Annotated in this window: 17 protein-coding genes; 9 read left to right on the forward strand and 8 right to left on the reverse strand. The window is 66.3% G+C overall.

Annotated elements, in window-relative coordinates; all coding sequences use genetic code 11:
* Positions 1-32: 32 nt before the first annotated feature.
* From C5B85_RS02970 to C5B85_RS02985, 4 genes are all read right to left on the reverse strand, one after another.
* Entirely contained in the window at positions 33-926 is an 894-nt protein-coding gene (locus tag C5B85_RS02970) for an SDR family oxidoreductase (RefSeq protein WP_104284546.1), read from the reverse strand.
* 79 nt (positions 927-1,005) lie between these two features.
* On the reverse strand, positions 1,006-1,806 hold the full coding sequence (locus tag C5B85_RS02975; protein WP_104284547.1) for an SDR family NAD(P)-dependent oxidoreductase: 801 nt from the start codon (positions 1,804-1,806) through the stop codon (positions 1,006-1,008).
* A 64-nt stretch (positions 1,807-1,870) separates the two neighbouring features.
* Complete coding sequence (locus tag C5B85_RS02980) at positions 1,871-2,761, reverse strand: SMP-30/gluconolactonase/LRE family protein (protein ID WP_104284548.1); 891 nt, start codon at positions 2,759-2,761, stop codon at positions 1,871-1,873.
* Positions 2,751-4,556: a glycoside hydrolase family 15 protein gene (locus C5B85_RS02985; protein ID WP_104284549.1), complete on the reverse strand. Its 1,806-nt coding sequence runs from the start codon at positions 4,554-4,556 to the stop codon at positions 2,751-2,753. Before C5B85_RS02985 ends, C5B85_RS02980 begins: the two co-directional genes overlap by 11 nt.
* Before the next feature lie 210 nt (positions 4,557-4,766).
* Between C5B85_RS02985 and C5B85_RS02990 the strand changes: the two genes are divergently transcribed.
* From C5B85_RS02990 to C5B85_RS03015, 6 genes are read left to right on the forward strand one after another with little or no spacing between them, the layout of a single operon-like run.
* Positions 4,767-5,831 (forward strand): acyl-CoA dehydrogenase family protein, encoded by a 1,065-nt coding sequence (locus tag C5B85_RS02990; RefSeq protein WP_104284550.1) that lies wholly within the window; start codon positions 4,767-4,769, stop codon positions 5,829-5,831.
* Positions 5,828-7,369 carry a bifunctional PIG-L family deacetylase/class I SAM-dependent methyltransferase gene (locus tag C5B85_RS02995; RefSeq protein WP_104284551.1) on the forward strand — a complete coding sequence of 514 codons (1,542 nt, stop codon included), beginning with the start codon at positions 5,828-5,830 and terminating at the stop codon, positions 7,367-7,369. The genes C5B85_RS02990 and C5B85_RS02995 overlap by 4 nt, the downstream gene beginning before the upstream one ends.
* Positions 7,366-8,175: a glycosyltransferase gene (locus tag C5B85_RS03000; RefSeq protein ID WP_181064245.1), complete on the forward strand. Its 810-nt coding sequence runs from the start codon at positions 7,366-7,368 to the stop codon at positions 8,173-8,175. The genes C5B85_RS02995 and C5B85_RS03000 overlap by 4 nt, the downstream gene beginning before the upstream one ends.
* Complete coding sequence (locus tag C5B85_RS03005; protein WP_104284553.1) at positions 8,175-8,702, forward strand: hypothetical protein; 528 nt, start codon at positions 8,175-8,177, stop codon at positions 8,700-8,702. The genes C5B85_RS03000 and C5B85_RS03005 overlap by 1 nt, the downstream gene beginning before the upstream one ends.
* Complete coding sequence (locus tag C5B85_RS03010; protein ID WP_104284554.1) at positions 8,699-10,126, forward strand: NAD(P)/FAD-dependent oxidoreductase; 1,428 nt, start codon at positions 8,699-8,701, stop codon at positions 10,124-10,126. Before C5B85_RS03005 ends, C5B85_RS03010 begins: the two co-directional genes overlap by 4 nt.
* Positions 10,127-10,155: 29 nt before the next feature.
* The gene (locus C5B85_RS03015) at positions 10,156-11,130 is read left to right on the forward strand and encodes an aldose 1-epimerase family protein (protein ID WP_104284555.1); all 975 of its coding nucleotides are present in this window, start codon (positions 10,156-10,158) and stop codon (positions 11,128-11,130) included.
* A gap of 1 nt (position 11,131) precedes the next feature.
* Here C5B85_RS03015 and C5B85_RS03020 read toward each other — a convergent pair whose 3' ends face one another.
* The gene (locus C5B85_RS03020) at positions 11,132-12,118 is read right to left on the reverse strand and encodes a LacI family DNA-binding transcriptional regulator (RefSeq protein WP_258070552.1); all 987 of its coding nucleotides are present in this window, start codon (positions 12,116-12,118) and stop codon (positions 11,132-11,134) included.
* A gap of 176 nt (positions 12,119-12,294) precedes the next feature.
* On the opposite strand from C5B85_RS03020, the gene C5B85_RS03025 reads away from it, so the two are divergent.
* The 3 genes from C5B85_RS03025 to C5B85_RS03035 all read left to right on the forward strand — a co-directional run bounded on the left by C5B85_RS03025 (position 12,295) and on the right by C5B85_RS03035 (position 15,251).
* Positions 12,295-13,119 (forward strand): Nif3-like dinuclear metal center hexameric protein, encoded by an 825-nt coding sequence (locus C5B85_RS03025; protein ID WP_104284557.1) that lies wholly within the window; start codon positions 12,295-12,297, stop codon positions 13,117-13,119.
* Positions 13,120-13,217: 98 nt separating this feature from the next.
* Positions 13,218-13,952, forward strand: a complete 735-nt coding sequence (locus tag C5B85_RS03030) for a zinc ribbon domain-containing protein (RefSeq protein ID WP_104284558.1) — start codon at positions 13,218-13,220, stop codon at positions 13,950-13,952.
* A gap of 150 nt (positions 13,953-14,102) precedes the next feature.
* Positions 14,103-15,251 carry an ABC transporter ATP-binding protein gene (locus C5B85_RS03035; RefSeq protein ID WP_068479005.1) on the forward strand — a complete coding sequence of 383 codons (1,149 nt, stop codon included), beginning with the start codon at positions 14,103-14,105 and terminating at the stop codon, positions 15,249-15,251.
* A 244-nt stretch (positions 15,252-15,495) separates the two neighbouring features.
* On the opposite strand, the gene C5B85_RS03040 is transcribed toward C5B85_RS03035, so the two are convergent.
* The 3 genes from C5B85_RS03040 to C5B85_RS03050 all read right to left on the reverse strand — a co-directional run bounded on the left by C5B85_RS03040 (position 15,496) and on the right by C5B85_RS03050 (position 19,010).
* Complete coding sequence (locus C5B85_RS03040; protein ID WP_104284559.1) at positions 15,496-16,458, reverse strand: carbohydrate ABC transporter permease; 963 nt, start codon at positions 16,456-16,458, stop codon at positions 15,496-15,498.
* Positions 16,455-17,585 (reverse strand): carbohydrate ABC transporter permease, encoded by a 1,131-nt coding sequence (locus C5B85_RS03045; protein WP_068492550.1) that lies wholly within the window; start codon positions 17,583-17,585, stop codon positions 16,455-16,457. Before C5B85_RS03045 ends, C5B85_RS03040 begins: the two co-directional genes overlap by 4 nt.
* A gap of 108 nt (positions 17,586-17,693) precedes the next feature.
* Positions 17,694-19,010 (reverse strand): ABC transporter substrate-binding protein, encoded by a 1,317-nt coding sequence (locus tag C5B85_RS03050; protein WP_104284560.1) that lies wholly within the window; start codon positions 19,008-19,010, stop codon positions 17,694-17,696.
* Positions 19,011-19,305: the final 295 nt, after the last annotated feature.

Raw genomic sequence — 19,305 nt, forward strand, 5'->3', positions numbered from 1 at the left:
TCGGGCGTCCTCATCAGCTCGCGCTGCGAACGCTATGGGGTGGGCATGCCACCGTTCACGTTGAGTGTCTCGCCGAGCACGTAGCTCGATTCAGGCGAGGCCAGGAAAACGTAGGCCGGTGCGAGCTCTGCGGGCTGCCCCATGCGACCAAGCGGCGTGTCCTCGCCGAACTCCTCGACCTTCTCCGGCGGCTGTCCATCCGTCACCTGCAGGGGAGTCCAGATGGGGCCGGGAGCAACCGCGTTGACGCGGATGCCCTTCGGCGCGAGCTGCTGCGCGAGCCCCTTGGTGAAGGCGTTGATGGTCGCCTTCGTGGAGGCGTAGTCGACAAGGATCGCAGCGGGCGAGTACGCCTGGATCGACGTCGTGTTGATGATCGTCGACCCCGGCGGGAGGTGTGGGATCGCAGCCTTCGAGATCTCGAACATTGCGTACACGTTGACCTTGAAGGTCTCGTCGAACTGCTCGCTCGTGAGCGTCGTCAGGTCGTCGTTGTAGATCTGCTTGCCGGCGTTGTTGACGAGGATGTCGAGCCCGCCCAGCTTCGCGACGGCGGCATCCGCGAGGCCCTTGACGTACTTCTCGTCTGTCAGGTCACCGGGCAGCTGCACGACGTTGACGCCGGCGTCCTGCGCGATCGCGGTGATTCGATCGGCGTCTTCTTGCTCCTGTGGAAGATAGGCAATGGCGACATCGGCACCTTCGCGGGCGAACGCGATTGCCGTCGCGGCGCCGATTCCTGAGTCGCCGCCGGTGATGAGAGCTCGGCGGCCTTTGAGGCGCCCCGTTCCCTCGTAAGTGCTCTCGCCGAGGTCGGCGGTGTCGCGCAGCTTCGAGTCGAGACCGGGCTCGGTCTGGTCGTCGGAGTTCGGATCGATCTCGCTGTAGAGCTTCGTCGGGTCGGTGAAGGTGTACTGGTTTGCCATGGTGAGACTCCTAGGGATGGGGTTTCGAGATGGGGATGAGGATGCGGGCAGCGGGGGACTACTCGCGGTTGGGTTGTGTCTAGATGGTCGCGACCGAGCCGGAGTCGACCCGGTAGTTCGAGCCGTTCACGAACGAGGCCCGGTCGGAGCAGAGGAACGCGATGACCGAGGCGACCTCGGTCGGCTCGCCACGACGGCCGAGCTCCATGTACGGTCGCTCCTCGTCGAGGAACGATTCGATGGCCTCGTCGACGCTTGTGCCGAGCTCCTGAGCGCGTTTCTTCATCATCGCGTCGGTCATGGGCGTGGAGATGAACGCGGGTGAGACGGCGTTCACGAGCAGCCCCTCCGACGCGTAGCTGCGGGAGAGGCCCTTCGAGAGAGCGAGGATGCCCGCCTTCGCCGCGCAGTACGGCAGCTCGTCGTCGTAGGGCTGGACCGCGTCCTCTGAGGCGAGGAACACGAGTCGCCCCCAACCTCCCCTACGAAGCGAGGGGAGGAACTGGCGAACCAGGCGAACCGGGCCGAGGAGGTCGATCTCGACGGTCTTGGTCCATCCTTCGTCGTCGATTTCGTGGAAGAGTCCCTGGGCGCCCGTGACGCCGGCGGACTGCACGAGGATGTCGATGTCGCCGACGTGCTCTTGCACGAAGCCGTGCAGCTCGGCGAGCTCGTCGAGTTTCGTGATGTCGGTGGCATGCGCGTAGAGCCTGCCCTCCGGCGCGTCGAGCTTGGCAGCCGCCTCCTCGAGCGAAGCCGCGTCCTTATCACTCAGGACGACGATGGCACCCTCCTCGAGGAGCTGTTTCGCGGTCTCCCAGCCGATGCCAGAGTCGCCGCCCGTGATGAGCGCTTTCTTGCCGGTGATGCCTAGATCCATGTCTGTATCTCCCGTCTGGGTGGTTCGTGCGATGGTGGTCTGGAAAGTCCGGGTGCCGCTCTGGTCACCTCGTTGCGGCACTCGACCCGAACTCGTAGGTGGCACGGCCTCGCCCGGCCGAGTCGAAAGCGAAGATTGAGCCGCTGAGCGGTGCGTCGACCAGGTCGTGCTCCGTGAGGTTCTCGCGTGCGGTGCCGACGAACAGGGTCGCGAGACCTTCGCCGCCGAACGCGACAGAGGTCACGTTCGGCGTCGGGAGGCTCAGATCTCCGAGGGGACGGCCATCGGCATCCCAGTGAGCGACGCGTCCCGCGCCGTAGATGCCGTTCCAGAACGTGCCGTCGACGGCACGAGCCAGCCCATCCGAATTCCGACCTGTGATGAAGGGCTCGAGCTCACCCAGGTCGTCTGGCCCGGGTCCGTAGCTCGCGCGGTAGATGGTCTGCGTTGAGGTGTCCGTCACATACATCGTGTCGCCTGACTCGCTCCACTCGAGGCCGTTCGTCGTGTGGAACCCACCGAGCAGCATCCGCACCGTACCCTCGGCGTCGAACGTGTAGAGGGCCCCGTCGGCCGCTGGCGAGGTTGTGTTCATCGACCCCACGACGAAGCGTCCGAACGGGTCGATCTTTCCTTCGTTGAAGCGGATTCCGCCGTGTGAATGCTCAACGGAGGCGATGGTCTTCGTCAGTGTGCCGGCGGAGTCGAGTTCGACGATGCGGTCCTGCAGCGACGCGACGAATCCGCCTCCCGCGGCGGGCTGGACGGCGCTGACCGGGGCTGGGAGAGCGGCCACGCGGTCTGCGCTGCCGTTCACGGGGCCGCCGAGCTCGGCGAGGTGGAACGTTCCTTCGGCAATGTCCACCCAGGCCAGTTCCTCCGTGCGTGCATCCCACCAGATGCTCTCGACGAGTATCGAGCGGAGTTCGCGGAAGATGCGCGGTTCAGCTGCCATGGTGCTCCTCCTCTTGGGCCAGTTCCTTGATCATGAGGGCTGCGTTGATGAGGGCGAGGTGACTGAGCCCCTGGGGGAGATTGCCCCAGAAGGCGCCGTCGCCGGCGGCGATCATCTCCGCGAGCAGGCCGACGTCGTTCGTCTGCGTCACCAGTGCTTCCATGGCTGCGACCGCCTCGTCGTGCCTGCCGACGCACGCGAGCGCGGAGACGCGCCAGAATGCGCAGGCCACGAACGTGTGCTCCTCGGCGTCGACGCCGGAGTAGCGATAGAGCAAGTGTCCCGAGCCGAGTTCCTCTGTCAGGGCATCGATGGTGGATGACATTCGCTCGCCCCGGTCGAAGCCGCTCGGAGCGTGCAGCAGCACCGAGGCGTCGAGACGATCGGACCCGGGATGCATGACGTAGCTCTTGAGGTCGTCTGACCAGCAGTGCTCGATTGTCCATTCCCGGATGCGGTCGCGTTCCGCCCGCCACCGATCCACGTCGCCCTCGATGTGCAAGCCTTCCGCGAGCGCGACGGCATCGGTGAGTGCCTGCCAGCAGCCCATTTTGGAGGACGCGTAGTGCTGCTCATCGCCGAGCTCCCACATGCCTGCGTCTCGCTTGCGCCAGTCGTCGCAGGCCTTGTCGGCGACTTTCGCGAGCAATCGTGCCGTCTCGACATCCAGCAGGTTGCCGTCATCGACGTACGTGCGGCTGATCGCGATGAGGTCGCCGTAGATGCCGAGCTGGAGCTGCCCTTGTGCGGGGTTGCCTGTGACGACGGGGGAGTTGCCTCGCCAACCGGGCACGTCGTAGTTCTCGACGCCGGCGCACGTCGCCCCGTCCAACGTGTACATGACGTAGATGTCGGGGCTCTGCTCCCGGATCGTCCGAAGCAGCCAGGAGATCGCGGCGTGCGTCTCCTCGCGAAGCCCGAACCACGTCAAGGAGTGAGCGGTGTAGGCGAGATCGCGGATCCAGGCGAAGCGGTAGTCCCAGTTCTTGCCGCCGGCGGGGTTCTCGGGGAGCGAGGTCGTCGCAGCCGCGGCGATGGCACCCGTCGGGCTGAAGATGAGGAGCTTCAGGGCGAGCGCGCTGCGCTGCACCTGGTCCGCCCACGGACCGTCGTAGGAGAATTCCTCTGACCACCTGAGCCAGCTCCTGACGGTTCGGTCTATGCCCTCGTCAACCTTCTCCGGGTCCGGCACGCGGAGGGGTTCGCCCTCCGTGGCGGTGAGGACAAGCAAGTGGCGAGAATCGACAGAGGCGGTGAAGCTGCCGTGCAGCTCGGCGGGCTCTGGGCTTGCCGCGTCGGCAATCGCGGCCCCGTGCTCAGTTCCGACGACGGCCATCGACAGGTCCCCGCAGCGGATGACCGTGTGCTCGCCCACTCGGTCCAGCCACGGAGACCTCGTGCCGAGCATCGTTCCGGGAGTGACTTGCCAGGTGAACTCGACCGAGCCCTTGATGCCGTCGACTCGACGCGCGAGTTCGGCCCAGGGGAGCCGACCTGCAACACCCGTGACCATCGCGTCCGTCACTCGGGCGACGCCATTCGCGGTCGTGAAGGTGGTCTCGAGCACGTTCGTGCGCTCGATGTAGCGCCTCGTCGAAGTGAACTCGCTCTCTGGCACCAGCTCGATAAATCCGCCGGTCTCCTCGTCGAGAATTCGAGCGAAGACGGGGAGCGAGTCGAGGTTGGGCAGGGGCAACCAGTCGACGCGGCCGTTCGGCGCGACGAGGGCAACGGTGCGACCATCGCCGATGGCGGCGTAGTCGCGAAGGGGAAGTCCGGGGGGAGTCTTCGTCATGAGGGTGACGACGCTACGTGACGGCGCGGTCGACTCCGTGGGAGTTTCCTCCGCGTGCCTGAACGTCAGCCGCTACTCGTGAGCGCGCGCAGTTAGTGGGTCGCTCAGCCCCTGTCAACCCTTCCGGTGCCTCCCGGTTGACGTGCGTAGCGTGCTGAGATCGGTGCAGTTGGCGTCCCGCGTATGTCCGGCGTTCGAAAAGGAGATCACGTGCCTGAACTCTCTGACCCGACAGACGTCGAGGTCGACTTCTGGGATGGCACCGGTCGCGTCCTCGAGGCCGCCGCGACCTGCGACGGTGACGCTGAGACGATGCTCAAGATCCTGCGTGAAGTACCCGCGCCACCCGTTCCCGGAGCGGGGAGGACTCGCGCGCTCTTCCGGCTCCTCGCGTCTCTCGGCGGTCTCGACCTCACCGCTGCCCGTGTCGTCGAACCGCACTTCGACGCGGCGGCGATCCTCGGCCAGTCAGGCGCTTCCATGGAGGATGGGCAGGCTTGGGGCGTTTTCGCCTCGGCGTCGCCCGTCGCGATCCAATGGCAATCTGCGCGCGATCCGCTCGCGAGCGGTCCCGACGCGGTGCTGACGGGCAGAAAGCGTTGGTGCTCCCTCGCAGCGCACCTCGATTTCGCCCTCGTGACGGCCTCGGACGCGCAGGGTGAGTGGATGTTCGTGCTTGATCTCAGACAGGACGAAGTCGCACCGAGCGAGGGCGGCACGCCGCTCACGGGTCTCCGCGGGGTTCCGAGCGGGCCGCTCGACCTGAGCGGAGCCGGCGTGAGAGTCATCGGCGACGGACCTGACTGGTACACCTCGCGGCCCGGCTTCGCGTGGGGCGGCATCGGTGTCGCGGCCGTGTGGTTCGGTGCGGCCGTCTCCCTCGGGCGGACCTTGTTGGATGCGGCCGAGACGCGTGAACCGGACCAGCTCGGGTTTGCGTGGCTCGGCGAGGCAGACCGTCTGCTGCACGGTCTGCGGGTCCAGCTCGATGACGCGGCCGACCGGGTCGACGCCGGAACCGCCGATTGGGCGCTCGCGCAGCGCGTTCGGGGCAACACGGCCAGCGCGTGCTGGCGTCTGCTCGAGATCTGCGGCGAAGCGCTCGGCCCGGGACCGTTGGCCTTCGATGCCGATCACGCGCGACGCGTCGCCGACCTCACCATGTATCTCAGGCAGCACCACGGTGCACGAGACGACGCAGCTCACGGCACGGATCTCCTCGCCGCGGCGCGTGTCGCCCACCCACTGCCAAGTCGCGAGGATGGAGACGCATGATCGGTGCGGCGCATCCCGAATTCACGCACCTGCAGACGGGAACGGCCGAGGCGGTCTGGCGACGCGTGGACCTCGACAACTTGCCCGTCCTGGACGCCGAGGCGCCGGGAATCGATTTCGGTCCTGGCACGATGCTCCTGGTCGGTGCCGCCCATCCCGACGACGAGTGCCTTGGCGCCGCAGGCCTCATCGTGACCGCACTCGCTGCGGGCGCCAACGTGACGGTGCTGCTGTGCACCCGGGGTGAGGCATCGCATCCGGCGTCGCCCAGTGTCAGCGCCGAGCAGCTGGCGGTGACCCGCCGAGCCGAGTTCGACGCTGCTCTGCGAGAGCTGCGCAGCAGCGCGCGACGGATCGCCGGCCCGGCAGGCGTCCAACCCGGGCGCGCTGACGCCATGGAGCTGGGGCTTCGGGATGGTTCGCTCGCGGATTCCGTCGCCGAGATCACCGCAGCGGCAGACAAGCTGATCCGGGATTCTGACAACAAACGAGTGATAGTCGCCGCCCCGTATCGGCGTGACGGCCACCCCGACCACGCGGCCGTCGGCGAGGCGCTCGCTCGCTCAGCGCTCGACGCGGGCGCCCTCCTGCTCGAGTTCCCAATCTGGTTCTGGCATTGGGCCGAGCCGGACGTCGACACCGAATGGCGACATTGGAGGCGACTGCCTCTCTCCTCAGCGGCCGTCATGAGTAAGTCGGATGCGCTCGGAGCGCACGTTTCACAGCTCACGCCACTCACGGATGCCGCGGGCGACGAGCCGGTACTGGGCAAGGCTCAGCTCGAGCACTTCCAGCGAGACTTCGAGGTCTTTCGGGTGACGGCTCCTGCGACGCGCGACTCCACTTCCGCGAACAGCGAGTTCGATGGCGTCCACACAGACGCCGACGACCCGTGGGGCCTCCGAACCAGCTGGTACGAGCGACGAAAGCTCGCCCTGATGCTGGCCATGCTGCCGGACACACACGCATCGATCGCTCTCGAGATCGGCTGCTCGATTGGCGAGAGCACCGCGGCGCTGGCTGAGAGATCCTCCCGCCTCATCGCTGTTGATGCCAGCGCGGCCGCGCTCCGACTCGCCGAAGCCCGGATCGCGGGCACCGCGTCCGTCCAGCTGGTGCTCGCGACGCTCCCGCACGAGTGGGACCGGCTCGAAGTCCCAGACGGGACGCTGAACCTCGTGGTGCTCTCCGAGACGGGCTACTACCTCGCCGAGGATGAGCTCTGCGAGCTCCTCACCCGGTCGCGACGGGCGCTCGCGCCGACGGGCGCGCTTGTGCTGTGCCATTGGCGTGGGCCCATCGTCGGATGGCCCCTCGACGGCGACCGCGTGCACGCTCTCGCGGCGAGGCTGGGGATGCGCCGCCTCGCCGCGTTCGCGCAAGACGACACGCTCATCGACGTCTACGAGAACGGAGAGCCGGGGTCCGGCCGAAGCTGCTTCGCGCAGTGGCGCGGGGATCCAAGCCAAGACCCCACGGCGCAGCACATGCCGTCGCCGCGACCGGCACCACGGGCAGAACGGGCGGTGCGATCGTGACTGAGCCGCTGATGCGACGACCGCCCATCCGAGATGTGCGGGTCGTGGTGCCGGTTCGCGACGAAGAGCAGACGCTCGGCGCCTGTCTCAGCGCCCTCACCGACGCTATGAACACCCTTCAGCGCGCTGACGAGGCCTCGTGCAGGAACGTCCGTGTCAGCACATTCCTGGTGCTCGACACCTGTCGTGACACAAGCGCGCGCATCGCCGCGGACGCAGCGGCCCGCGACGCGCGCATCCACGTGATCGAGCGCACGCACGGCTCCGTCGGCATGGCCAGGCGCGACGGCGTCCGTGTCGCGCTCTCGCTCGAAGCTCCTCACGATGCGCATGCCCTCGACATCGGTGCGACCTGGATCGCCTCGACCGACGCCGACTCGACGGTGCCCGCAGACTGGCTCACCAAGCACCTCGAGTTCGCCAACGACGGGGTCGACCTGCTCCTCGGCACAGTCCTTCTCGCGCCGGACCCCGAGAACCCGGCGATGAGCGCGAGGTGGTTCGAGGGATACGAAAGCGTCGAGGGCCACCCGCACGTGCACGGCGCGAATCTCGGGATCCGAGCATCCACGTACGTGAAGGCCGGGGAATTCCCCGCATCGCGAGAACACGAGGACGTCGGCCTCGTTGCGGCGGTGGCCGCCACCGGTGCGATCATCCGCTCGAGCGCGCGGCTCCCCATCGTGACTTCCGCGCGACGGGTCGGCCGCACCCCGGGAGGCTTTGCGAGCTTCCTCAGCGACCTTTGTGGTCCGGGACTTCGGCCGCGAGACAATCGGGATACGACAATCGTCAGGAGCTTTTGATGACATCGGCACGAGGATTCGACCACGAGGTCTACGCGGGATACCTCAATGCGCACCTCCTGGCGTCTGAGGCCGGGCTTCGGGCGTTCAAGTCGGCGACGGCGACCTGGGAGGGCACCCCGCACGCGAAGACGATGCGGTTGCTCGTCCTGCACATCGCCGCAGACCGAAGAGACCTGCTGGCCCTCATCGAGGCGCTCGGCTACCGGGAGTCCGCCCTGAAGCTGTGGCTCACGAACGCGGCCCGTATCGCGGGCACCTTCAACCCCGTGAACATCCTGCGCCTCCGCGAGAGGCCGAGCACGCAGCTCGAACTCGACACGCTCACCGGCATGGTGCGCGCCAAGCTCTCGATGTGGGAGGCGCTCATCGCGATACAGCCGCGCGACCCGCGCTTGGTGCTCGCTGGGCTCGAAGAGCTCGAGGCTCGCGCACAGACGCAGATCGACCTCATCCAGAGCATCAGCCAGGACTCCGTTGAGGAGCGGTTCCTCGCACAGGAGCCGCGGGCCGGCGCCGCGTCGTGAGTCGCAGCGCGATCGTCGTCGGGGCGGGACCGAACGGACTCACCGCCGCGGCACTGCTCGCCAAGCAAGGGGTCGAGGTCACCGTCTACGAGCGTGACACACAGGTCGGGGGAGCATCCAGGTCAGCCGAGCTCTTCGGCGAGGGATACGTGAGCGACCTCGGCGCCGCGGCTCACCCGTTCGGTATCGCCAGCCCGGCCTTCCGTGAGCTTGAGCTCGAGCGGAACGGGCTCGAATGGGTTCACCCCGTCGTCCCGATGGCGCACCCACTCCCGGGCGGGCGCGCCGCGATGCTCCACCGGGACATCGAGCAGACCGCGCGGGAACTCGGCATCGATGGCCCGGCGTGGCGGCGGCTCCACGAGCACTTTTCGCGCCGCCCAGTCGAGACGGTCGAGAACGCCATGGGGCCGCTCCTGCGCATCCCGCCGCATCCGATCGACATGGTTCGGCTTGGCCTGCCCGGCGCACTACCGGCGGCTACGCTGGCTGGCCTCCTCTTCAGGAGCGGTGCGGCTAAAGCCCTCTTCGCAGGCTCCTCAGCGCACCCGACCCTGCCGTTGACCCGGCCGCTGACGGCCGCGTTCGGCATCGTTTTCGGTGCGCTTGGACACAGCACGGGCTGGCCCGTCGCCCGGGGAGGCTCGGTCAGCATCACGGATGCGCTCGCGAGGGTCCTCATCGCCAACGGTGGCCGCATCGAGACCACGTCCGAGGTCACCGATCTTCGCGACCTTCCGGAAGCCGACGCGGTGCTCCTCGACCTCACGCCCAAGCAAATCCTGCGGGTAGCGCCCGACCAGCTGGAGTCTCGCTACGCGGCTCACCTGGCGCGGTGGAAGTACGGGGTCGGCGTCCACAAGATCGACTACCTGCTCGACGGCTCCGTGCCGTGGGCGGATGCCCGCGTCTCCGGCGCGGGAACGGTGCACGTCGGCGGAACGATGGGGGAGATCGTTGCCGCCGAGCGGTCCGTCAACCGTGGCGAGATGCCAGATCGTCCGTTTGTCATGGTGACGCAGCAGTCCAACGCGGACCCGAGTCGCACACGAGGCGGCAAGCAGGTGCTCTGGACGTACGCGCACGTGCCGAACGGAGCCTCACTCGACGTACGCCCCCGGCTCGAGGCGCAGATCGAGCGCTTCGCCCCCGGGTTCGGAGACGTCATCCTCGATCGCCGGGAGTGGTCGCCGAGCGCCCTCGAAGCGTGGAACCCGAACCTCGTCGGCGGCGACATCGGGGGAGGGACCCTCGCAGGCACGCAGCAGCTGTTCAGGCCAGCACCAACGCTCCACCCGTACCGAGCCGGACGACGCGGGTTGTACGTGTGCTCCTCGTCGACCCCGCCTGGCGGCGGAGTGCACGGCATGCCGGGGATGCACGCCGCGCGCGCGGTGCTGCGCGACTGGGCCAGCGGCGCGTGAGGCACGCCGGTGGCCGCTACGGTTGAGCCATGCATCCACCCGTCACCGGAACCAGGCATGATCTCGAGAACGATCGGGTCCGCGTCGAGGTCGGCACGGTAGCCGCCGTCCTGCGCTCCCTCGAGGTTAACGGCACCCAACTCGTCGAGGACTTCGGCGACGGTGTCCTCCCGCCGTTCGGCGCCGGCATCACGCTCTTCCCCTGGCCCAATCGGGTGCGCGACGGCAAATGGCTCCTGGACGGCAGGCCTCAGCAGCTCGACCTCACTGAGCCGAGCAAGGGCAACGCCTCGCACGGGCTGCTCCGCAACACGGAGTACGCGGTGGCCCAGAAGGACGGCTCGACCATCGAGCTCGGCGCGACTGTCTTCCCACAGCACGGATGGCCCTTCACGCTCCGCCACTGCGTGCGGTACCGGGCCACCGAGAGCGGCCTCGAGGTCACTCACACCGTCACCAACCTCGGGGCCCGAGACGCCGTCTTCGCGGTCGGCGCGCATCCGTATTTCCGGATCGGCGAGGAGCCCATCGCGGATCTCGTCGTGACGTCGGACCTGGTCGAGCGTGTCCTTCTCGACGACCGCCTGCTCCCCATCGGCACGGAGCCCGTCCAGCGCGGCGGAGAGTTCGACCTGACTCGCGGACGGGAGGTCGGTCAGCTCGACCTCAACTATGCATTCCGGGTTCGCCCGACAGGTGACCGGGTTCTGCTGACGCTCAGTTCGCGAACCGGCGCGCACCTCGAGCTGTGGGGAGACGAAGCCTTCCGTCATCTCCAGCTCTACACGCCAAGCGACTTCCCGCGTCCAGACGGGCACCACGGCGGCACAGGGCTCGCCTTCGCGGCAGAGCCCATGACCTCGCCGCCAGACGCCCTCAACTCGGGCACTGACCTCATCGGCATCGAGGCCGGCCAGACATGGAGCGCCGCCTGGGGCGTCAGGTTCACCAGCTCGGAGTCCGCTGGGGCCGCAGCGAGGCCGTTCGGGTCGAGGAGGTCTTGACTCAGATGCCCTTGCCGGAGGAGCGCCGGACCACGAGACGCGGTTCCACCAGCAACTCGCTTGGCAGGGAGTCCTTGCCGGCCTCTGCTTCGATGAGCCAGCGCGCGGCCTCGCGGCCGATGACTGCGTTGTGCGGGTCGACGGATGTCAGCGAGACTCCCGCGATCGACGCGAGGAACGAGTTGTCGTAGCCGGTGAGCGCGACGTCGTCCGGCGTGAGCCCGCGCTCATCGAGTGCGCGCTGCACACCGAGGGCGGCGAGGTCGTTGGATGCGATGATCGCGGTCGGCCGAGTTGCCCGCGCCAGCACGCTTGTTGCGGCCATGTAGCCGCCGAGTTCCGTGAAGTCGCTGTCCTGGACGTGCACGTGGCTGCCGAGGCCGTGCTTCGTCATGGCCTCCTCGTACGCGTCAGCCCTGCTCCGGCCGACGGCGGTCAATCCGCCGAGATGCACGATGTCGCTGTGCCCGAGCGAGGTGAGGTGCTCGACCAGGAGCGCGAGCCCCTTCCGGTCGTCGGTGCGCACGCTACCGGCATTCGGCAGGCCCTCCGACAGGCCGGACGCGACGACGACGGGACGATCCTCGGCGAGTGAGCCGAGCGAGGCGACGTCCGGAAGCGAGCCCGCGATGAGGACGCTCCTGGGGCGAAGATCGCTGAGGGTGGCGATGGTTCCCTCGTTGAGACGACGCACGGTTCCGCTCTGCGGGAGCACAGCCGTCGTCATCAGACCGCGGCGACCTGCCCGGTCGAACTCGAGGCTCGCGGCGTCGATGATCTCGGCGAACACTGGGTTAACGGGGTCGGCGACGAGGATGCCGATGAAGTCGCTCATGTTGGTGGCGAGCGAGCGGGCGAGCAGGTTTGGCCGGAAGCCCAGCTCCTCTGCAGCCGCGAGCACGCGACTCTTCCTGGCCTCGCTGACCTTCTCCGGGTCGCTGTAGACGAGCGAGACAAGAGATTTGGACACGCCAGCCACCGCCGCCACGTCGCGAATAGTTGGACGCTTTGCGGAATTCCGTACAGCAGTGCGCTGATGTTCTGACAAGAGGTCTCCTGGGGGAAACTCTAAGAGAAGGACTCCTGGGGGAAAGGAGCGGTGAACTGCCCACTCTACGGGGTAAGTCCGCCGAATTCCCCGAACGTCGCGGCTAGGATCAGCCTATGGTGACCCGACTTCGCGACGTGCTCGATTTTGTAGAGAGAAAGTGGCCATCCTCGGGGGCGGAGTCCTGGGATTCGGTCGGGCTAGTCTCTGGCGCGCTCGACGCTGAGATTCGCAGAATTCTCCTTGCGGTGGATGCTGCGCAGCTCACCGTCCAGGAGGCTGTGGACACCTCAGCGGACCTTCTCCTCATCCACCACCCGCTGCTTCTGCGTGGGGTCACCACGGTGGCAGAGACGACCGCGAAGGGCTCACTGCTCGCGCAGCTCATCCGGGCGGATGTCGCACTCATCGCCGCCCACACCAACGCCGATGTCGTCCAGACGGGCACTTCAGCTGCGCTGGCCGCTGCGCTCGACCTCGAAGGCTCGAAGCCGATCGTCCCTGCAGCCAGCGACCCTGAGCGAGGACTCGGCCGCATCGGCGTCCTCCGGGAGCCGACGACGCTCGGGGCGCTCGCGCGAAAGCTCGCGGGCATCCTTCCCTCGACAGCGACGGGCATCCGTGCCGCTGGCTCGTTTGAACGAGTCGTCGAGACCATCGCACTGTGCGGGGGAGCGGGCGACTCGCTCCTCAACGATCCCGCCGTCCTTGGCGCCGACGTCTACATCACCAGCGATCTCCGCCACCACCCGGCCTCGGAGTCGCTTGAGCAGTCGATCGCCCGTGGAACCGGACCTGCCCTCATCGACACCTCGCACTGGGCGAGCGAATGGCTGTGGCTGGACTACGCCGCCCGGGAGCTTCAGGAGGAATTCCCGCAGCTCCAGGTCGAGGTGTCGGAGCTCCGGACGGATCCGTGGGATTTCGCCATTCCCCAGTGACGCCCCGCGCCGGCGCGCGCCCTGTGCAGGCAGCACACGACTTCACGACAGAATAAGGACATTATGAACGCCATCCAAGACATGAACGTGGGCCGAGCATGAAGGCCAGCGAGGCAGACCAGCGTCGTCTGCTGGAGCTCGCCGAGATCGACACGAAACGGCGCCGAGTGCAGCACGTCGCGAAGAACCTGCCGGAGCAGCACCACCTGAACGCCCTCGACGAGGAACGAACGCAGCACCGCGCTGAGGTCGTCCAGCTGCTCGGGCAGCTGGAGGATTCACGCAGCGAACTCAAGAAAATCGAGTCAGACGTGGAGACGGTCGAGGCCCGCCTCAAGCGCGACAACGACCGCTTGCAGGGCGCGTCGAGCCGCAAGGACATCGAAGCCCTGCAACGTGAGATTGAGGTGCTGCAGCGCCGCCGAACGATCCTCGAGGACGGTGAGCTGGAAGTCATGCAGCGCGTCGAAGAGCAGACGGCCGCCCACGAGGGTGCGCTCGAGTCTCAGCGTGGCGTGGAGGATCGCGCAACCGAGCTGGCGGTGCTCCGCGACGCCGCGCGCGACAACTTGAAGGGCGAGTACCGCGTGCTCGCTGAGCAGCGCGCAAGCGTACTCGGGTCGCTGCCGGCCGACCTCGTCGCGCTCTACGAGAAGCAACGCGAACGCTACGGAGTCGGAGCCGCCGAGCTCATCGGCATCATCACTACCGGCACCAACGTCGCGCTCGACCGTCCCGAGCTCGAGAAGATCCGCCGAGCTGCGCCGGACGACGTCGTCATCTGCCCGGATTCCGGGGCGATTCTCGTGCGCACGGAGAAATCTTCACTCTGAGGCGAAAGAAGTCGCGCGCTCGCCGCTGAGTTCTGACATACTCAGTGGCGGAGCGCCGACGGCGTCGCTTGAAGTGAAACGCATCGTTGCTCCTCACCTATTACTACGGATCGTCCGGCACGTACCTGCCGGTAATGAGGGAGTACTCCTATGGCAACTGTGACCTTTGAAAGCGCATCGCGCATCTACACCGAGGGCGCTCGCCCAGCGGTTGACAGCTTGGACCTCGAGATCGACGATGGAGAATTCCTTGTCCTCGTCGGCCCGTCCGGCTGCGGCAAGTCCACGTCGCTCCGCATGCTCGCGGGCCTCGAAGAGGTCAATCGCGGACGAATCCTCATCGGCGACCGCGACGTCACGCACCTCCCACCCAAGGACCGCGACATCGCCATGGTGTTCCAGAGCTACGCGCTCTACCCGCACATGACGGTCGGCGAGAACATGGGCTTCGCGCTCAAGATCGCCGGCATCAACAAGGAAGAGCGCGCGAAGCGCGTCCTCGAGGCCGCCAAGATCCTCGACCTCGAGCCCTACCTCGACCGCAAGCCGAAGGCGCTCTCGGGTGGTCAGCGTCAGCGTGTCGCCATGGGCCGCGCCATCGTCCGCAGCCCCCAGGTCTTCCTCATGGATGAGCCGCTCTCGAACCTCGACGCCAAGCTGCGCGTGCAGACGCGTACGCAGATCGCGAGCCTCACCCGTCGTCTCGGTGTCACCACCGTCTACGTCACACACGACCAGACCGAGGCCCTGACGATGGGCGACCGTATCGCTGTCCTCAAGGACGGCGTCCTGCAGCAGGTCGGAACCCCGCGTGAGCTGTACGCCAAGCCCAAGAACGTCTTCGTCGCAGGCTTCATCGGCAGCCCGTCGATGAACATCTTCGGCGCCGACCTCACCTCAGAGGGTGTGCGCTTCGGCACCGACGTCATCCCACTCGAGCGTGCGACGCTGGCGAAGCTCAAGACGGGCACCGCCACGGTCGGCGTCCGCCCCGACGACATCATCATCTCGCGCGAGGAGAAGCCTGGCCTCAAGGTCGAGGTCGACCTGGTCGAGGAGCTCGGCGCCGAGGGGTATCTCTACGGCCACTCGATGATCGACGGCAAGCGCACGGACATCGTCGCCCGCGTCGACGGTCGCAGCCACCCGGAGGTCGGAGAGACGATCTACGTCACGACCGACAACGACCACATCCACATCTTCGACCCGGAGACCGAGCAGCGCATCAGCGGTGCCCTCACTGAGGCCATCCGCCTGCAGGAGGCGAACGACGCTCTCGCGAGCGGCGCAGCTAGCTAGGAACTCCTCAGAGGAGATCGGAACGCCCTCCGCAGATCACACGATCTGCGGAGGGCGTTCTGCTGTCCGCTCTGTCGACGATCTGTCCGCCTTCCCGTTCGCTCCTCCCGCGCCTGCGAAAGGCTTCTCACGGCGCGGGCGTGTGGCGCCGTGTGGACGCAGCGAGCAGAGACACGAATGAGGGGGAGCCTTTCGGCTCCCCCTCATCTGATGGTTGCTGGCACGCGGTGGTGCCGGCAGGTGACTAGCCCTTCGTGGAACCTGCCAGGAGGCCACGCACGAAGTACCGCTGCAGCGAGAAGAACACGATGAGCGGGACCAAAATGGAAAGGAACGCGCCTGCTGTGAGCAGCGGCCATTCCTGACCACGGGAGCCCGTGATCTCAGCGAGCAGCTTCGTCATCGGCGCAACCGCACCGTCAGCGAACACAAGCGCGACGAGCAGGTCGTTCCAGACCCAGAGGAACTGGAAGATGCCAAACGATGCCACGGCGGGAAGCGTCAGCGGGACGATGATGCGGAAGAAGATCTGGCCGTGGCTTGCGCCGTCGACCCGAGCAGCTTCGATGACCTCGCGCGGGATCTCCGCGATGAAGTTGTGCAGCAGGAAGATCGCCAGTGGCATGGCGAAGATCGAGTGAGCGATCCACACCTGCGCGAACCCAGCGTCGGCGCCGAAGGCGGCGATGACGGGCACACCGAAGATCTCGCCACGGGCGAAGAGCTGGAGCAGCGGAACGAGCGCCATCTGGATCGGCACGACCTGCAGTGCGAAGACCAGGATGAACAGCCAGTTCTTTCCCTTGAAGTCCATCCACGCGAACCCGTAGGCGGCGAGGAGGGCGATCGCGAGCGGGATGACCGTCGCGGGGAGGGCGATCACGATCGAGTTGAGGAAGGCCTGCGCCATCGTCAGCTGCGTGTTGCCAGACGCGAGCACCTCGACGTAGTTGTCGAAGGTGAAGCCCCAGTTCTCGAAGATCGTCCACCAACCGGTGCTGACGACCTCCGCCTTGGGGCGGAACGAGGAGACGAAGAGGCCGAAGGTCGGAATGGTCCACACGACGGCGATCGCGATCGCCGCGACCGTGGCCCAACGGCTGGTGAGGTTCTTCTTCACCTTGCCGCTTGTGGTCTTCTCGCCTCGTGCGAGCTGCTCCGCCGTCTTCTTGTCGACGGGAAGTTCAACTGGAACGATGGCGCTCATCGGATCTCCCTCTGCTTCTTCATCTGGTTCGCGTTGTAGATGATGATCGGCAGCACGAGGATGAACAGCACAACCGCGAAGGCGGCCGATCGTCCGGTCTCGAAGGTCTTGAACTGCGTGTACATCTCGTTGGCGATGACGCTCGTGTCGTTGGCGCCTGCGGTCATCGTGCGAACGATGTCGAAGACCTTCAGCGACGCGATCGAGATCGTCGTCACGACGACGACGAGCGACGAGCGGATGCCGGGAACCGTCACGTTGATGAAGCGCTGCCATGGGTTAGCGCCGTCAAGCGATGCCGCCTCGATCTGGTCCATCGGCACGCCCTTGATGGCCGCGGAGAGCACGACCATGGCGAAACCGGTCTGCACCCAGATGAGCACGATGATGAGGAAGAACGTGTTGAGCGGCGACTCCGCCAGGAAGTCGTACGGCTGCCCACCGAACCAGACGATGATCTGGTTGAGGAGGCCGATCTGGTCCTGGTCGGCAGGGCGCGCCGTGTACATGAACCTGAAGATGATCGACGCACCGACGAACGAGATAGCCATCGGCATGAAGACAAGCGCCTTGAGGAACTTCTCGCCGCGCGACTTGTCGATGAACACGGCGTAGGCGAGGCCTGCGACGGTGGACAGGATCGGCGTGACGACGACCCAGATAATCGTGTTGAGGACTGTCCGGATGCCGCTTGGCTGCGTGAAGATCCAGATGAAGTTCTCGAGACCGACAAAGTCGCCGGCCTTGTTCGTGAACGCCTGGCCGGTGGTCTGGATGCTCGGCACGATGAGCCCGATGATCACGAGGACCAGCGCCGGAGCCAGGAAGCCGATGAGGCCGATCAGGTAGCCGGCACCTTCGCGCGACCTGTGATCGAGCCAAAAGAGGAGGGCGCCGAGCACGATGGCGACGATGGCCGCCCACGTGTAGGTGCCGAGGATGAAGACGAGCGCGACCGGGACTGCGATGCAGACCACGAGGCGGAGGACCGTGTACTTGGTACCGGGCCTTGGCGCGAGCTCAACGAAGTAGACGATGAGCGCAACCACCGCGAGAAACGCGATGATGACGATCGGGACCTGCAGAAGTGGCGGCAGTTGAGCCAGCCACGTGAAGAAGCTTGCCATTGTGACCTTCCGGGGTGGCAGAAAAGCACGTTCGCGGGGGACGACGTCGTCCGTGCGGTGGAATGCGTGTGGAGCATCCGGCAACTGCCGGATGCTCCACACGGGTGCTTAGCTGGACGGCCAGCCGGATTCGATCTGGGTCGTCACGGTGTTGACGTCCGTGCCGTTGATCCAGTCGATGATGCCCTTCCAGAACGTGCCTGCGCCCACTGCCGAAGGCATGAGGTCAGAGCCGTCGAAGCGGAAGGTCGTCTCGGGGTCCTGGAGGATCTGAATGGACTCCTGCAGGATCGGGCTCTTTGCGTTGGCCGGGTCGAGACCCGTGTTCGCGCTGATGACGCCGCCGAGTGCGACGCGGCTGTTCGCCCACTCCGGACTGGAGAGGTACTCGAGCACCTTGACCGTGTCTTCGTCCGAGTTGAACGAGCCGACGATCTCGCCGCCGCCGGTGACAGCCTGTTCCTTACCCTCAGCAGGAGGGGTCATGAAGGCCCAGACGTCGCCGTCTTCGCCGACGGTGCCGCCGGCTTCGGTGATGAAGCCGTCGTAGAAGGATGCCTGGTGGTGCAGCGCGCACGTGCCGTCGACGAGCTTGGGGGCTACGTCGCCGAATGCGGTTGAGTTGATCGAGCGAACGTCGCCGAAGCCTGCGTTGACGTAGTCAGGGTTCGTGAGGATCTTGCCTGCCTCTTCGAACGAAGCCTGGATGCGCTCGTCGGTGAAGGGGATCTCGTTGGCAACCCACTGGTCGTAGACCTCTGGGCCGTGCATGCGGATCACGAGGTCTTCAATCCAGTCGGTTCCCGGCCAGCCGGTTGCCGCATCCGAGCCGAAGCCTGCGCACCAGGGCGCGGTTCCGGTCTTGCTCTGGATCTCGCCCGTCAGGGTGACCAGCTCTTCCCAGGTCTTGGGCACTTCGTAGCCGTTGTCCTTGAAGAACTGCGGGGAGTACCAGACGAAGCCCTTGAGGTTCGCCATGAGTGGCGCGCCGTACACGGTTCCGTCGTAGGAGGAGTATGTCTTCCAGTCTTCCGACCAGTACTCTTCCAGGTTGCTGACGACGCCCTCGGGCGCTTCGGTGAGAAGGCCGGTGCTGGCGAGGTCGCCCATGAGCCCAGGCTGCGGGAAGATCGCGACATCGGGTGGGGTGCCACCCTGCGCGCGAACCGAGATCTGCGTCTCGAACTCCTTGGAGCCCTCGTAGACGATCTCGATGCCGTTCTCCTCGGCCCAGCCGGCCCACGACTGCTCGAGCAGCTCTGCCTCGGCGTCGACGATGGTGCCGTAGATGGTGACCTTGTTATCGCTGGGGCCGCCCTCGTTGTTTTGCACACCGGGTCCACCGGAACAGGCTGTCAGCCCGAGGCCGGCGACTGCGAGTGCGGCAACCGCTGTTGCGGCGCGCCGCTTCGTGGATGTTGTCATTGAACTCCTCCTTAAGTCCTTGACTGCGAGCGAACCGTCGTTCCGGGCAGTCATTGCCCGCAAATCGCTGCTGGAGCGCAACGGTTCGAGCACTGCATTCCTGAGATCTGCGTGTGGAAATGCCGTGCGCTTTTGGAGCGTACACGAACATATGAGTTCATCCACGCCGTTCACTAAGTCGTTATCAATCGACGTCCCGCGCGGTGGGAAGCCCCTAGACCTTGGCCGAATATGTTGTTTCGCAGGACAGCGGGGGAGCGCCTCGAGTTGGTCCTGCTGTCATCACAAACAGAAG

This window comes from Pseudoclavibacter sp. AY1F1, assembly GCF_002931075.1.
GTDB lineage: Bacteria > Actinomycetota > Actinomycetes > Actinomycetales > Microbacteriaceae > Pseudoclavibacter.